This window comes from Sorangium sp. So ce448, assembly GCF_051520915.1.
Taxonomy (GTDB): Bacteria; Myxococcota_A; Polyangia; order Polyangiales; family Polyangiaceae; genus Sorangium; species Sorangium cellulosum_B.
Genome location: NZ_CP150343.1, coordinates 11,769,860 through 11,784,159, shown reverse-complemented (window position 1 = coordinate 11,784,159; position 14,300 = coordinate 11,769,860). Strand labels below are relative to the sequence as shown.

Sequence of the window (14,300 nt, the reverse complement as noted above, 5' to 3'; positions counted from 1 at the left end):
TGAGCGGCGCCGCCTCACGGCATCCCGAGCAGCCCGCTCCCCTGGTAGACGACGAGCGCCGCGACGTACGCCGCCGCGTAGGTGTAGGCGAGGACGAACGCGGGCCAGCGCCACGACTTCGTCTCGCGCCGGATCGCCGCCACGGTGCTCATGCACTGGCAGGCCAGGACGAAGAACGCGAGCAGCGCGAGCCCGGTGCGCGACGAGTACGCGAGCGACCCGTCCGGGCGCCTCGCCTCGCGGATCTGCTCGGCGAGCGGCGCGGGCTCGTCGTCGGCGTCCTCGACGCCGAAGATGACCCCCATCGTCCCGACCATGACCTCGCGCGCGCCGAACGAACCGATGAGACCGACGTTGATGCGCCAGTCGAACCCGAGCGGCGCGGTCACCGGCTCGAGCGCGCGCCCCACGCTGCCGGCGATGCTCGACTCGAGCGACGTCGCCGCGCTCTCGGCCGCGGCCGCCGGAGGCTCGTGGGGCGCGGCGCCCGGCATGGGGACCTTCAAGAGCACCCACAGCACGGCCGAGACGGCGAGGATGACGGTCCCCACGTCGCGCGTGAACCGCCACGCCGCCTGGCCCGCCTTGCGGACCACGAGCCGCGGCTCGGGGCTGCGGTACGCCGGCATCTCGAGCACCATCGGGAGCGAGCGCCCGCGGGTCGCCGTGCGCCGCAGCACGAGCGAGGCGACGAGCCCGGAGAAGATGCCGGAGACGTAGAGCGCGACGAAGAGCAGCGCCTGCACCCAGGCGCCGTGGGCCGCGAAGAAGGTCGTCAGGAGGAGCGCGTAGGTCGGGATCCGCGCAGAGCAGGCCATGAGCGGCAGGACGAGGATCGCCGTGAGCCGCTCGCGCGGGTCGCGCAGGATGCGCGTGGCGTGCACGGCGGGCACCGCGCACGCGTGCCCCATCAGCAGCGGCAGGAACGCCCGGCCGCTGAGCCCCATCAGCTGGAGCAGGCGGTCGACGAGGAAGGCGCCGCGCGCGAGGTACCCGCTCGCCTCGAGCAGCTCCATGGCGATCGTGAGGATCACGATCTGCGGCATGAAGGCGAGCACCGTCCCCGCCCCGCCGAGCAGGCCGTCGACGACGAACGAGGCGGCGAGCCCCCCGCCGAGGGCGCGGGACACGACGCTGCCGAGCTCACCGATCGCCGCGTCGAGCACCTCGGTGACCGGGGTGGCCACGAGGAACACGGCGGCGAAGAGGAGCGCCATGAGCCCGAGGAACAGCACCGGGCCGGCCGCCGGGTGGAGCAGCACGGCGTCGGCGCGCGCGGTGAACGTCCTCCGTCGCTCCGCGGCGGCGTCGCGGCGCGGCGGCTCGACGTACACGGCGCGCGCCACCTCATCCGGATCCCACGCCGCGGCGCCGGGGGGCTCCACGGCGCCCGACGCGATCGCGTCGAGCCGCGCGGCCGCCGCGTCGAGCACCACGCCCCGGGCGGCCGGGTCCCTCGCGCTCACGAGCAGCACGGGGAGGCCGATGGCGCGCTCGAGGGCGCTGAGGTCGAGCCCGCGCCCCTCGCCCTCGAGCACGTCGCGCTGCGTGGCGACGACGAGCGGGGCGAGCCCGCGCCGCACGAGCTCACGCGTGAGCCGCAGGCCGAGCCCGAGCTGCGTGGCGTCCACCACCTGGACGACGAGGCGCGGCCGCTCGCCCTCGCCGGTGCGGTCGAGGAAGCGGCGCGCGACGCCCTCGTCCGTCGCCGGATCGACGACGGCCTCGATCGAGTAGAGCCCGGGGAGATCCGCGATCGTCGCGACGGCCCCGCCCGCGATGCGGACGTCGGCCGTGAGGATGTCGACGGTGATGCCCGGGAAGTTGCCGACGTGCGCGCTGCCGCCGGTCAGCCGGTTGAACAGCGACGATTTGCCCGAGTTCGGCCGCCCGAGCAGCGCGATGAGCGGCCGCTCTGCCGACGCCGGGAGGCGCTCCGTACCTGCATGGCAGGCGGTCATCCGACCCGCCTCTGCGAGGGCAGGGGCGCCACCAGGATCGAGCGCGCGAGCGTCGCGTTGATCGCGAGCTCCCCGCCCGACCCGGTGCGCACGTGGAGCGGCCCGCCGAACGCCGCGCGCCGGATCGACGTGAGCGTCTGGCCGGGGCCGAGCCCCATCGCCTCGAGCCACCCGGCGAGCTCGGCGTCGAGGTCGATCTCGACCACGATCACACGCTCACCGGCGCGCACCTCCGAGAGCGGACCCGCAGGAGCTGCGGCGCCGGCGTGCGCCGGGGCATGCGCGCCGGCCACGCTGCCGGCCGAGTCCACGTCGGGGAAGGTCACGTCAAGTTGGGGAGGAACGCTGGAAACCATGGGTCCTGCCAGATTTTGAAAATCAATTTCAAATCCGAGCTCATTGTGAACGGGTTCGGCCGGGATGTCGAGCGCCTCTCGAGCAGCTGCCGTGGCGGCTGGCCGCTCTGGCGCGGCGGCGACGCCTGTTCTCCTGTTCCTGCCCGGGTGGCCAACCCTTCCAGGTCCTGGACATAGCAGACCCGCCGCTGCTCGGGTGTAATGAACCCCGATGGCTGCGTCTCCGAAGGTGGGCGGCCCGCGGGTCGCCGAAAGGAAGACGCGATGAAAGAGACCATGCTCCAGGTGGACGGGATGAGCTGCCCGTCCTGCGTCCGCCACATCGACAGCGCGCTTCGCGAGCTCGGCGGCGTGGCCAGGGTCGACGTGCGCCTGCGCGAGGGCACCGTCGTGGTGCAGCACGAGCCGGCGAGCGCGCCCGTTCCCGCACTCGTCGAGGCCGTGCGCGGGGCCGGCTACGGCGTGCGCCCGCGCGCCGCCTGAGCGCGCGCAGCGCCCGCGGCGCGTGGTCTCGTGACAGCGCATCGCGCCATGAGATCTCCCAAGCCGCGCTCGACGATGCGGTGGAAACTTTACCGGTCAATTCAAGCGGAGGCCGGCTCACACATCTGGCCGTCTCCGCGAGCTTCGAATCGTCGAGCTCCACGACGCCACGGGGAAATGGGATCTCCTGCCGAGCCTCGTCGACTACTGGACGAGAGCGGATGTCGTCGCCGTGATCAAGAAGCACGAGCAGAGTTTGCTCGTCAACATCGGCAACGAGGTCGGGGACCAGGTCGACAACGCGGCGTGGGAGGCGGGCTACAAGCAGGCCATCACCCGGATGCGCGGCGCCGGCATCACGGTCCCGCTCGTGATCGACGCCTCCAAGTGGGGGCAGAACATCGACCAGCTCCAGGCCGTCGGCCCCGCGCTCGTCAAGCACGACCCGAACATCCTGCTCAGCGTCCACATGTGGTGGACGGACGGCAGCGGGGCCACGATCACGAAAGAGCTGCAGGAGTCCGTGGCGTTGAACCTGCCTTTGATGGTCGGCGAGTTCGCGCAGCACGCCGTGTACGAGTGCGGCAAGCACCCGTTCGATTACAAGACGCTCCTGGCATCGAGACCGGCTCGTGCAGGTGATGGCGTGACGACGTCCCCGGACCCGGGCGCCCGTGTTCGGCGCGGCTCCGTCAGCTGACGGGGTGCAGGAACGACCGCACCACCTCGCGCGCTTCGCGGATGGCGTCGGTGCGCGAGAAGGTGACCCACGGCGCCGTCGCCACGTACTTCTTCCACTTGTGACGGCTGCTGCGGCCGGACCCCCAGTCCTCGGCCGTGAAGAAGGCGTCGAGCGCGCTGAGGCTCATCTCGCGGCTGGCGAAGGCGCTCTCGACGCAACGCTTGGTGGCCGCGGGATCGAGCGTGCAGTGCCGGGCCAGGAGCACCAGATCGATGAGCGTCTTCGGGTGCCAGCGACCACGCGGACCGAGCTCCACCAGCGAGTGAACCTTCCAGGCGAACATCACCTCGGGCGCGACGGCCGGCAGCGTGAAACCTTCCAGCTCGAAAGGGCGAGGAGCGACGCCGAGCACCTCGCCCCAACCGAAGTCGACCTGTAGCCTTCGTTCGCCGCGTGAAAGCTCCAGCCGCAGGCCAGGCCAGGGCGTTTCGAGCCAGATGCCCCACGCTTTGACGCCGAGGTCAGCGACGACGCCTTCCGCCGGCAGCGCGCTCGAGCCCAGGAGCTGGTTCACGACGCGCGTGGCGCGATCGAGGCTCCAGTCGCCCATGAGAACGAAGTCGAGATCCGCCGCGACACGCCCGGGGACCCAGCTCGCCGTGAGCTGGCTGCCTCGCAGCACGGCGTCGGCGCCGAATCCGGTGCGCGGCATGAGCTCGAGCCACGAACGGATCAGGCTCACGCCATCCACCCCGTGTCCACGTCGAGCGCCGAATCATAGACGGTGTACTCACGCGCACGATTGCGCAGAGGCAGACCGAGCCGCGCTGCGAGCGCCAGCACCTGATCGAAGCGCGCGTCGGCCGAAGCCTGCCCCAGGCCCCACGAGCGCAGCGTGACGAAGCGGAGCTCGACGCCGTCCGCGCGCGGCGCGCCGCGCGACAGGTAGGCCCCCAGCTCGGCGAACGCGCGCGACACCTCGGCCTCGCTGTCAGGCGAGGGCAGAACGACCTTGGCGTGGTGCTCGAAATAGTTGGTGCGCGGCGCCCGCGCGGCCACATCGTCCGTGAGCGGCAGATCGCGGTGCGGGCCGACGGCCTCCACCTTGGTGCGGATGACCTCGAAGCCAGCTTGCGCGAGGTCGCGGGCCAGCTGATGTACGACCAGCAGGACCTCCTGCAGCGAGCCGCGGTGGTGTGCTCCCGTCATCGGCTGGCGGGGCGTCCGGCCGCGCGGCAGCGAGATAAGCAGCGCCCTTACGCCGAGCGCGTCGCAGGTCCTGGCGAACGCGGCCTCGTCGCAGGCGGCGTTCGACGTGCAGCCCCGACAGCAGGCGCCTGGCCTCGTCGTGCCGCCAGCCATTCCCGGTGACGAAGGTGACCGTCTTCATGGCCTCCAGTTCCAGACCGCTTCATGCCCTGAATTCTCGGGGAGGAGCGCACCGTCGACTTTGTCGCTGCGCACGTATTTCGCCATGCCGACCACGCGCCCGGCGCGCTCGACCCGCCAAACAGCGCCTTCCGGCGGCTCGATGGCGCCGTGGCCGCCTCTGCCCAGCCGTTCGAGCATGGCCGAGATGCCGAGCGCGCCACCTCGATGCAGGAGCGCCGGACGAGGGAATGCGCCTTGCAATTGCAAACGAGCGTCGAGCTCGTCGAACGTCCATTGTCGGCCCTCATGAAAGGCGTCGAAGACCACGAACGGCTCGTGGCGGAGCTCGTAACGGGTCGAATGCGCAAGCGCGAGCCATTCGCCGACGAGCCACCCGCCGGGGTGGAGCAGCTCGCGAAACGAGGTCGCGCGCTGCTCGACCCAGGCCGCGAACATCTGGCGCCCGGGGTTCTCCGAGCGCGCGGCGAGCGTGCCTTCACGGCCCAGCGCCAGCACGGCGTCGCCGAGGCGCGCCACCGCGACGCAGGAGCCGTCGAGCTTCTCTTGCACGAGCACCTCTTCTCCGGGGCGCGGCGCGACAAGACAGCGCTCGGCAAGCTCGCGCGGAGCGGTCCGGTCGGACGAGCCAGTGCGAGAGCCGGGCAGGTGCGGAATCTTGAAGTAGGCCTTCCGACCGAGCGGGTGTTCAAGCTCGACCACGGCTCACTCCGCGCGTCGTCCCTCCCGCGATGATGTGCGCGAGGCGCAGCGGCTCGGGGATGGCGCCGTGCAACGTGGTCCGTGCGATGAGCTCGCGCCCCTCCTCGAGCGACAGGCCGGCGCGGTGCACCCACAGGCCAGCGCAAGGCTCGATCGGCCCGGCTCGCTCGAGCACGCTCCGCTTCTCGGGCGCGCTCTTCACCTGTTCGAGCGCTTCGAGGAACTTCTGCATCTTTGGCCGCTTGCGCATCACGACCATCACCGGCACCCCGAGCTCCTCCGCCAAGACGTTGATGTCGACGACGTTGAACCCCGCCACCGTGATGCCCTGCATCAGCACGCCGCGCACGTGGACCAGCTCGTTCTCTTTCACGAGCTCCGCCATCACCCCGGTGGCGTCGCTGCCATCTTGCTCGACGTGCCCACGCACCACGATGTCGAGCCGCGTCCCCGAACAAACCGTCCCCACGAGCGCTACCTTCCCACCCATCCCCCGCTCGAACGGCGCATCGTCGAACCCAATCACATTTGAAATTCGTCGGCTGCGCATGACTCGGCGTTGAAGCGCTTACTTTAACCAAATGGCGTCACGGTCAACAGCCTGCGAAGGATAGCCCGCTCGAGGCCATTCCGGCATGTTGGTAATTTTCCTCCAGCGCACTTCAGCGATCGGCGAGCGGCAAGGTAAACGAGAAGGTGCTCCCGTCGCCGACCCGGCTCTCCACCCAGATTCGCCCGCCGTGCGCCTGGACGATCCCCCGCGCGATCGCCAGACCGAGGCCCGTGCCGCGCTGCCTGTTGTTCGGGCGCGTCCAGTACGGGTCGAAGATGCGTGGGAGGTGTTCGGCCTCGATTCCGACACCGGAGTCCCGGACGTGGATCCCCACCTCGCCGTCGAGCGCCTCGGCACGCACGCCGATCGTCCCGCCGTCGGGCGTGAACTTGTGGGCATTCCCGAGCAGGTTGGAGAGGACCTGGACGACCCGGTCGCGATCGGCGAGCACCCGCGGCAGATCCGTCGGAACCTCCACGTGCATTGACAACGAGCGGCCGGTCGCGCCGGAGCGCACCGCTTCCGTCGCATCCGCCACGAGGTCGGAGACCTCATGGGGGGCGGGCAGGATCGACAATCGGCGAGCGTCGATGCTCGCGACGTCGAGCAGGTCGGCGATGAGGCGGTTGCTGTGGCGCGCTGCGCGCTCGATCATCCGTATGCCGTCCCGCCACTTCTCCTCGTCGACGCGGGACCCGAGCTCCCGCTTCAGCAGGGCCGCCCGGAGCATGATCGTGCTGAGGGGGTTGCGGAGATCGTGGGCCACGATGCCGAGCATCTGCTCGCGCTGCCGGACCGCATCCTGTGCCTCGGCGCGGGCGCGCATCTCCGACTCGAAGAGGCAATTGCGCTCGACCGCCTGAGCGCACTGATCCGCCATCGTGGCGACCAGCTGGCGCATCGCCGGATCGATGCGGCACGGCCCCTCGATGACGAATACCAGGCCGCCGAGATCCCGACCGTGGATCCGGAGCGGCAGCGCCACGAGGCGTGGCGAGGCCATCGCGGACAGGGTGGGGCTCGGGGCGAAGCGCGCGGCGGCCCCCTCGGCCTCGTCGGGGTCCGGCAGGATGACCAGCTCGCCGCGGCACAGGGCCAGGGCGATCGGCTGCTCCGGATCGGACGGGATCGCCGAAAAGGGCGACGTCCCGTTGTCGCCGGTCGAGGCCACGAGGCGCAGGCCTCGTGGGTCGTCCGTTCGCAGGTAGGCCCGCGCGCCCTGGGCCCGCAGGATCGCGCCGATCGCGCGGATGGCGACGCAGGCGGACTCTCCGGCGGTGCTCGTGCGGGCGAGCGCGGCCGTGACGGCCTGCAGGTGGGCGAGCTGCTCGCGCGCCTCCTCTGCCTGGATCCGGCCCGCCTCCTCGGCCTCGCGGCGGCGGCTTTCCCACGACGCCTGCAGCTCGCGCTCGATGGTGTAGGCGATGTGCGCCACCAGCGCGAGCCGCTCGGGGCTGCCGGTCGCGACGGACGTGCTGACGTCGATCGCGCCGATGATCGTACCGTCGGGCGCGTGGATCGGCGCGCCGGTGCACGTGCAGTCGTCGAATGCGCTCGCGAAGTGCTCGGGCCCGACGATCGCGACCGGGCGATTGGCGGCAATGGCGGTGCCGGCGCCGTTGGTCCCCATCGCCCGCTCCGACCAGTCGAATCCGGGCAGGAGGCCGAATGTCTGCATCATCGAAGGAGACGTGCCGACCGAGTAAAGGACGATGCCGTCCCCATCGACGACGTAGACGGCCGGCTCCGACGCCCGCAGGAGCGCGGCGGCCCAGTGCAGGTGAGGGATGGCGGCCCGGACCAGGTCCGCGCTCCGTTCCAGCCTCCTCGCGAGCTCCTCGTCGTTGATCCTCCGGAAGGGCGGACGAACGGGGTCGACCGCCGCCGCCCAGCTGCGCTCCCATGAGTCGAGTACGAGACGGCGCAGCGGGTCGGCGAGATCCAGCTCGCGGACGAAGTCGTTCCACTTGCGGAACCGTTCTTTTGCGACCGTGACGCCCGGCGTTCCAGCATCCCCCACCATGGACACCAACGTCGTAACACGAGAGCTGCGCCAAGGCACGAGCCTGCTGACGTGGCGACTCCCCGTTCACGTCACCAGGCTGCGGAGCGTGCTCGGCGTCGCGCGCCTGCTTGGCCGCATGGTTGTGTTCACTCGCATGGCTACCGGGGCGCGGGCCCTCTACGTCAGGGAAGATGTGTCAGCCCGGCAGCCCGGCCTGTGGAGCTCAGGAAATCGTGACCAGGGCGAGGTCGGAGAATTCGCCTGAGACAGGCGTATTCGAAGCTTTGGGGGAGACTCAGCCGCCGCAGGCGAGGGGGATCGTCAATCGCCACATGTCGTTGAGCAGCACTGGCGCGAACTCCGCGGTCGCTCCCCCGAAGATGTAGAGCTCGTAGGCCGTGGCGGTCCTCCGAGTGAAGTAGAACTGGCCGAACCTCGGCGCCGGCGCCGGCCCCGTCATCGCGGTGTCCACGCGGGTCCAGGTCCCGGTGTGGAGATCGAAGTACCAGACATCGGACAGGGTGGTCCCGTCGAACTGGCTGCCCCCGAACAGCCAGATGCGGTCGTTGTGCTCATCGGCGATCAGCTTCGCGTTGTCGCGGTGGCCCGGTCCGGCGGCCTCGTCGAAGACGAGCTGATCCCAGGTCTCCGTGTCGACGTCGAACCACCAGAGGTCGCCGAGGTAGTTCTCCGGCGTGAACAGGCCGGTCCCGTTCACGGCGTCGTTCGTGTATCCCCCGTAGACGAGCAGGGCGTTCCAGCCCTGGGAGTAGACGAGCGGATGGTGGGCTCGAGCGCGCGGGGCGGGTGAGCCGGTCGCGACCTGCTTCCAGCCGTTCTTGTAGCGGACCAGGTTGTGCTGGAGGCCGTCAGGACGGTTGATGAAGGCTGGCAGCGTCGACGACGAGCCCGAGAAGGCGTACGCGACGGTCTTGTGTTTCCCCTTCTTTCGCACGGCGACCGCCTCCGTGGAGCGGTTGGCGCGCCCGATCTCGGCCGCGCTCTGCGCGATCTGCGTCCACCCGTGCACCGGATCGAACCGGAACGTGTCCTGGTGCGTGAGGTCGAGCCCGCGCCGGAAAGGACCTCTCCCGCCGGAGACGATCAGCGCGTCCTCCTCGGCGACGCACCACATCATCGACTCGGCCCTGGCGGACGGCCCGCCCGGGTACTGGCCGAGGTCGTACCAGGTCAGCGTGTCGACGTCGAAGGCGCTGAAATCGGCCACGGGCTCGTCATCCGGGTAGGTCCCGTTCAACCCGCCGAAGATGTAGAAGATGCCCTGGTGATAGGCGCTCGCGCCGTCCCAGATGGCGTCGGGGATGGCGCCGCCCTGCGGAATCTCGGTCCAGTAGGGCAAATTCGATTGAGCGGCGCTCGGGCGGATACCGGCGAGCGAGAGCACGAGCGAGAGAGAAGCGATGAGCACGATCCGAAGCTGAACCCTGAACCTCATCCAAGCGACCTCCTTGTTCCAGGAAACGGCGGGCGCGCGCCCGGCGCATCGCGAGCGTACAGGAGAAGTATCTCGTCGATGCATGGATAAGTTGCTGATTCAGCGTCACTTGGGCACCGGCCTGCCGCGGCTCATGGTCGTGACGGCCGATCCGTGCGGCCGCGGGCCGCGCGCGTTCGTGGGGCTCGCATCGTCCTACGTCGAGGAGATCGCCGGGGGCTTCGAGCGCATGACCGACCAGGAGTGGGCCGCCGTGGTCACGCTGGCGACGCCCGCGGCGGTGTCAGGGCGCCGCGCACTCGAACGACGCGGCGTCGTCCGGATCTCCCGTCCCGCGATACCTCGCGAAGGTTGGGTACCTGCAGAGCGGTCGCGTGCGCCCCGGCACGCCCGCCAGGTCCGTGACGACCTCGGCGTCACCAGGGTCCTCGCCGCCCTCGACCCACCTCTCGAGCGCGCTGAGGCCATCCCAGGACACCTGGAAGACGGTGCTCACGGAGTGCTGGAACCCAGGCACCTCGTAGTAGCGCAGCATCGCGCCGGCGGCCGTCGCGCCGAGCGACGCCTGCAACCCGTCCACGTAGCGCTCCGTCGTCCGCGGGCTCGTCAGCATGTCGCCCGTGCCATGGAGCAACAGGAGCTTTCCGCCCCGCGCGGCGAAGCCGCCCATGTCGGCGTCGCCCCCGTCGAGCGCAGACAGCTCCTCTACGCGCGTGGCGTGGGGGCCGAACGTCCGCACGTCGAACGTCCGATAGTCGAATGACGGATCCCTGACGACGACGTGGCGCATGAAGCCGTCGGCGAGGGCCGCCGCGAACGAGCTGGTGAGCGGGTCGACAGGAAAGGTCGGCGCGCGCGAGCCAAGGTCGACGGACTGCACGTGAGGCTCCAGCGGCGAATCGGTCCCGACGCCCTGCGCAGCCGAGTACACGTTGAAGCCAGCAAGCTCGGTGTCACCGTCGGCGAGCGGCGACGCCAGCCGAACGGGCGCGTTGATGGCCTCCAAGGCGTGGATCTGCGCGTCAGACAGGCACGCGTCGCCGGTGTCCTCACCCCCCATACAACGTAGCGCCGTCACGTCGAATCGCCCGTTGCAGCTCGCCACGTCGCCGACCACGCCGTCGGCCAGACCGTCGAGAGCATCGCATTCGGCCAGCACCGCGTCCCATACGAGGCTGCGCTTCGCCGCGCTCGGGAACGCCCCTGGAGCCGACAGCGCCTGCAGCGTCGCGGTGAGGCCGAGCGTCAAGCTCACCACGTCGCGCGCCGGGTACAACACGAGCGCGCCATCCCAGTCGGCCGGGGAGCGCGCCGTCGCGAACAGCGCTTCGCGCCCGCCCGTCGAGCTCCCCACCGCGTAGAAGCGCGCCGCGTCGACCCCGTAATACGCCCGGATGATCTGGCCCGCCACGTCGCGCGCCTTCCTGGGGGCGTCGGAGAGCCAGTTGCTATAGGCCTCCTCGTTCGCGAGCGCAGAGGCGTCCGCACCCGGCGAGGCGGCCGTCGATTGGTGTCCACCATCGCTCGCGAACACGGCGTACCCGCGCGCGAGCGGCGTCGGCGCGAGCGTGTTGAGCGAGTTGCCCGTCACGTCGTCTGAACTTCATGTCGCCACCATCGTGTTGGCGCCGGTGATCGTCAATGCGCGCTCCTGATAAGCTGGTTTTCAGCCATGAAAAGTGAACAGGTCGAGCCGCGGCCCGCGTTTCTCGTTTTTGCAAATCGAATTGGCGCCGGTGCGCGTTGCGTGGCAGCTCGCCGGGCCTCAGTGTCGGCGCATGCGAATCGCCATCATCGGTCCCGGCGCCATCGGGAGCACCTTCGCGGTTGCGCTCGCCCGGACGGGCCACGACGTCACCGTCGTCGCGCGCGGCCAGCGCCTCGCGTGGCTGCAGCGCGAGGGGGCCATCGTGCTCGGCTCGGGCGAGCGCGCCGAGGTGAAGGTGCGAGGCGCCCTCGACGCGTCGACGGAGTGGGACCTCGTGCTGGTGACGGTGCTCGCGCCGCAGGTCGCCGCGGTGATGCCCGCGCTCCGCGCCAGCGCGGCCCGCAAGGTGATGTTCATGTTCAACACCTTCGAGTCGATCGCCCCGCTGCGGGAGGCCGTGGGCGCCGAGCGCTTCGCCTTCGGCTTCCCCGGCGGGGTGTTCGCGCTGCTCATCGATGGTCGGGTGCACCCGCAGATCCGCCGCGGCACCACGAGCTCTGACGCGGCGTGGGCCGAGGTGTTCAGCGAGGCAGGCATACCCACCGTCGTCGAGCCCGACATGCAGAGCTTTCTGCGCACGCACGCCGCCATGGTGGTGCCGCTGATGGCCATCGGGACGATCGTGTTCGCGCGCGGCGGCGGTGTCTCGTGGCGCGAGGCGGCGGCGCATGCCGTGGCCTTCGAGGCTGGCCTGGACATCGTGCGCGAGGTGGGGAACCGCGTTCGCCCGCCGGTCATCGGCGCCCTGGCCCGGCTGCCGCGCTTCGTCCTCACGGCGCTGCTGTGGGCGCTGAGCCGGACCAAGATCCAGCGCGATCTCGGCGCGCTCGGCACGGCCGAGCCGCGCATGTTGATCGACATGATGCGCGCGGCGGCCCCGGCGCTCGCGGCGCCGCTCGAGGCGATCCGGCCGTGACGCCTCAGCCGAGGTGACGGCGAAGCTCGGCCTCGAGCTCGCGCACCACCACGCGCACCCGCGGCGTGTTCTTGGCGTCGCGGTGAAAGACCAGGAAGACCTCGACCGAGGGAGGCCGCTCGTCGGTATCGAGGCGCACCAGCCCGTCGAGCGCCAGCCCGTGAGCCTCTCCGAGCAGCCCGATGCCGAGGCCAGAGAGCACCGCCTCCTCGATGGCCGCGAACGAGCTCGAGCGAAAGACGAAGCGAGTCGCGCCGTACGCCCGCAACCACTGCTCCGTCGGCCAGCGCTCCGACCCGCGGTCGAAGCCCACCCAGTCGTGGCGGCCCGCCGCGTCGCGGCCGAGCCGGGCCCCAGGCAGGCGCCGTTCGACGTAGCTGCGCGACGCGAACAGGGCGAGGTGGCCGCGCCCCATCGGCCTCTCGACCAGCGTGGCCGACCCGGTGCGGGCGATGCGAATGCCCACGTCGGCCTCTCGGCGCGCGAGGTCGGCCAGGCGCGACTCCGACGCCACCTCGAGCAGCAGGGCCGGGTGCTTCACGCGGAGGCGGGCCAGGGTTCGCGTCGTCGGCCGCACGAAGCCCTCGCTCACCGACACCCGCACGATGCCCGCCACCGTCGCGTCACGGGCGTCGCGCCGCAGCGCCTCGAGGCCCAGCTCGAGGTCCTCTCCCAGCCCCACCAGCCCGAGCGCCTCGGCGTCGACCTGTACACCCGTGTTGCCGCGATGCACGAGCGGCCGACCCAGGGCTCGCTCGAGCGCCTCGACGCGCCGGGCGACGGTCGACGTGGCCACCCCGAGCGCCTTGCCCGCAGCGAGGAAGCTCTTCTCACGGTGAACGGTGAGGAGGATGCGCAGGTCGTCCCACGACGGTCCGTCCGTCGGCATGGCGTGAGGCTAGCATCCGGGGGCGGTCGTCTCCCTCCACGAGGGCTCGCGCTGGACTCCACGAGCGATTTCGACGGGACGTTGCAGCGCCTGCACCACGAGGGCCGCGAGGCGGGCGGTCGGGGGCCCCGGTTCCGCCTCTGCCTTGTGCAGGGCCAGGGGGAGCGCGGGCAGCGCCGGCAGCCCGGCCTCCCCGGAGCCGAGCGCCCGCACGCCGGCGGGCAGGCCGATCGACGTGCGCACGGTGAACCCGAGCCCTGCCGCCGCCGCGGCCCAGAGCCCGCCCAGGTCCGGGCTGGTGAACGCGAGCCGCCACGGGATGCCAGCGCGATCGAGCGCCGCCGCGGCGGCATCCCGGAACCGGCACGGCGCCTCGATGGCCAGGAGCGGCAGCGGCTCGCCCTCCGCCCCGGTCCACGCAGAGCACCCCGCGGCCGACCCGATCCAGCGCATCGGCAGCTCTGCCAGACGCTCGCCGTGCGGCGCGCCCAACCCGTCGCCCCACGCGAGCGCGAGATCGAGCTGGCCCGACGTGACCCGCTCGAGCAGCTCCGCATTGCGCGCGACCCGCACCTCGATCCGCACCCTCGGGTGGGCGCGCGAAAACCGCCCGAGCACCTCGGAGAGCAGCACGTCACCGAAGTCCTGTTGCAGGCCGAGCCGGACCCAGCCCTCGAGATCGACGCCGCGGACCGCGGCCGCCGCCTCGTCGTTCAGCTCGAGCAGGCGGCGGGCGTACGCCAGCATCGTCTCGCCCGCCTCCGTCAGCGCGAGACCGCGCCCCGCCTTGCGAAAGAGCGGCGTGCCCGCCTGCTCCTCCAGCTTCTTGAGCTGAGCGCTCACCGCCGAGGTCGACCGGCCCACCCGGTTCGCCGCCCTGGCGAAGCTGCCCAGCTCCATCCCCGTGACGAAGCTGCGCAGCACGTCGAGATCGAAGGTGACGCGTTGCATGCCAACCGTCCCGTTTTTCTGAACTATCCGTACAAAACTTCCTGATTTTCAGCATGATGGTGCTCCGTCATGCTGGTGGCGTCAAGGCGAGCCGGAGCCGCCTGACAGAGCACAAGGACCCACACTCCATGCGTTTCGCTCACGTCTCACGGCGGAACGGCGAGCCGCCGCTGCGCGAAGGGGACCTCCCTCGCGATCTCGCCGACAGCCCTCGTCGCACGCGGCGTCCGGGGAGCGCGCTCCCCGGGA

The 14,300-nt window shown here is 70.9% G+C and carries 15 protein-coding genes and 1 pseudogene; 5 read left to right on the top strand and 11 right to left on the bottom strand.

Going from position 1 to position 14,300, the window contains the following annotated elements; translation table 11 throughout:
* Nucleotides 1–14: 14 nt before the first annotated feature.
* Nucleotides 15–1,961 carry a ferrous iron transporter B gene (gene feoB / locus WMF45_RS44620; protein ID WP_437712830.1) on the bottom strand — a complete coding sequence of 649 codons (1,947 nt, stop codon included), beginning with the start codon at nucleotides 1,959–1,961 and terminating at the stop codon, nucleotides 15–17.
* Nucleotides 1,958–2,287, bottom strand: coding sequence for a FeoA family protein (locus WMF45_RS44615; RefSeq protein ID WP_437712828.1), 330 nt, complete (start codon nucleotides 2,285–2,287; stop codon nucleotides 1,958–1,960). The genes feoB and WMF45_RS44615 overlap by 4 nt, the downstream gene beginning before the upstream one ends.
* A gap of 294 nt (nucleotides 2,288–2,581) precedes the next feature.
* Between WMF45_RS44615 and WMF45_RS44610 the strand changes: the two genes are divergently transcribed.
* On the top strand, nucleotides 2,582–2,800 hold the full coding sequence (locus WMF45_RS44610) for a heavy-metal-associated domain-containing protein (protein ID WP_437712826.1): 219 nt from the start codon (nucleotides 2,582–2,584) through the stop codon (nucleotides 2,798–2,800).
* Between the two features lie 232 nt (nucleotides 2,801–3,032).
* Nucleotides 3,033–3,500 (top strand): cellulase family glycosylhydrolase, encoded by a 468-nt coding sequence (locus WMF45_RS44605; RefSeq protein ID WP_437712824.1) that lies wholly within the window; start codon nucleotides 3,033–3,035, stop codon nucleotides 3,498–3,500.
* Here the strand turns inward: WMF45_RS44605 and WMF45_RS44600 are convergent.
* The 5 genes from WMF45_RS44600 to WMF45_RS44580 all read right to left on the bottom strand — a co-directional run bounded on the left by WMF45_RS44600 (nucleotide 3,493) and on the right by WMF45_RS44580 (nucleotide 8,149).
* A complete protein-coding gene (locus WMF45_RS44600) occupies nucleotides 3,493–4,224 on the bottom strand; it encodes a nucleotidyl transferase AbiEii/AbiGii toxin family protein (protein WP_437712822.1) in 732 nt (243 codons plus the stop codon). The genes WMF45_RS44605 and WMF45_RS44600 overlap by 8 nt on opposite strands.
* Nucleotides 4,221–4,691 (bottom strand): hypothetical protein, encoded by a 471-nt coding sequence (locus WMF45_RS44595; protein ID WP_437712820.1) that lies wholly within the window; start codon nucleotides 4,689–4,691, stop codon nucleotides 4,221–4,223. Before WMF45_RS44595 ends, WMF45_RS44600 begins: the two co-directional genes overlap by 4 nt.
* A gap of 177 nt (nucleotides 4,692–4,868) precedes the next feature.
* Complete coding sequence (locus WMF45_RS44590) at nucleotides 4,869–5,423, bottom strand: RNA ligase family protein (protein WP_437719644.1); 555 nt, start codon at nucleotides 5,421–5,423, stop codon at nucleotides 4,869–4,871.
* Between the two features lie 136 nt (nucleotides 5,424–5,559).
* Complete coding sequence (locus tag WMF45_RS44585; protein WP_437712818.1) at nucleotides 5,560–6,123, bottom strand: DUF99 family protein; 564 nt, start codon at nucleotides 6,121–6,123, stop codon at nucleotides 5,560–5,562.
* Nucleotides 6,124–6,235: 112 nt separating this feature from the next.
* Nucleotides 6,236–8,149 (bottom strand): ATP-binding protein, encoded by a 1,914-nt coding sequence (locus tag WMF45_RS44580; RefSeq protein ID WP_437712816.1) that lies wholly within the window; start codon nucleotides 8,147–8,149, stop codon nucleotides 6,236–6,238.
* Between WMF45_RS44580 and WMF45_RS44575 the strand changes: the two genes are divergently transcribed.
* Nucleotides 8,148–8,396, top strand: coding sequence for a hypothetical protein (locus WMF45_RS44575; RefSeq protein ID WP_437712814.1), 249 nt, complete (start codon nucleotides 8,148–8,150; stop codon nucleotides 8,394–8,396). The two genes, WMF45_RS44580 and WMF45_RS44575, sit on opposite strands and share 2 nt — an antisense overlap.
* Nucleotides 8,397–8,426: 30 nt before the next feature.
* Here the strand turns inward: WMF45_RS44575 and WMF45_RS44570 are convergent, their stop codons facing one another.
* Nucleotides 8,427–9,587: a Kelch repeat-containing protein gene (locus tag WMF45_RS44570; protein WP_437712812.1), complete on the bottom strand. Its 1,161-nt coding sequence runs from the start codon at nucleotides 9,585–9,587 to the stop codon at nucleotides 8,427–8,429.
* A gap of 82 nt (nucleotides 9,588–9,669) precedes the next feature.
* Between WMF45_RS44570 and WMF45_RS44565 the strand changes: the two are divergent.
* A pseudogene (locus tag WMF45_RS44565) lies at nucleotides 9,670–9,840 on the top strand (DUF3160 domain-containing protein); the annotation flags it as partial.
* A gap of 30 nt (nucleotides 9,841–9,870) precedes the next feature.
* Here WMF45_RS44565 and WMF45_RS44560 read toward each other — a convergent pair.
* Nucleotides 9,871–11,178 (bottom strand): tannase/feruloyl esterase family alpha/beta hydrolase, encoded by a 1,308-nt coding sequence (locus tag WMF45_RS44560; protein ID WP_437712810.1) that lies wholly within the window; start codon nucleotides 11,176–11,178, stop codon nucleotides 9,871–9,873.
* A 187-nt stretch (nucleotides 11,179–11,365) separates the two neighbouring features.
* On the opposite strand from WMF45_RS44560, the gene WMF45_RS44555 reads away from it, so the two are divergent.
* Complete coding sequence (locus WMF45_RS44555) at nucleotides 11,366–12,211, top strand: ketopantoate reductase family protein (RefSeq protein WP_437712808.1); 846 nt, start codon at nucleotides 11,366–11,368, stop codon at nucleotides 12,209–12,211.
* A 4-nt stretch (nucleotides 12,212–12,215) separates the two neighbouring features.
* Here the strand turns inward: WMF45_RS44555 and WMF45_RS44550 are convergent, their stop codons facing one another.
* Both WMF45_RS44550 and WMF45_RS44545 read right to left on the bottom strand, forming a co-directional pair.
* Complete coding sequence (locus WMF45_RS44550) at nucleotides 12,216–13,100, bottom strand: LysR family transcriptional regulator (RefSeq protein WP_437712806.1); 885 nt, start codon at nucleotides 13,098–13,100, stop codon at nucleotides 12,216–12,218.
* 9 nt (nucleotides 13,101–13,109) lie between these two features.
* Nucleotides 13,110–14,051 (bottom strand): LysR substrate-binding domain-containing protein, encoded by a 942-nt coding sequence (locus WMF45_RS44545; RefSeq protein ID WP_437712804.1) that lies wholly within the window; start codon nucleotides 14,049–14,051, stop codon nucleotides 13,110–13,112.
* Between the last annotated feature and the right edge of the window lie 249 nt (nucleotides 14,052–14,300).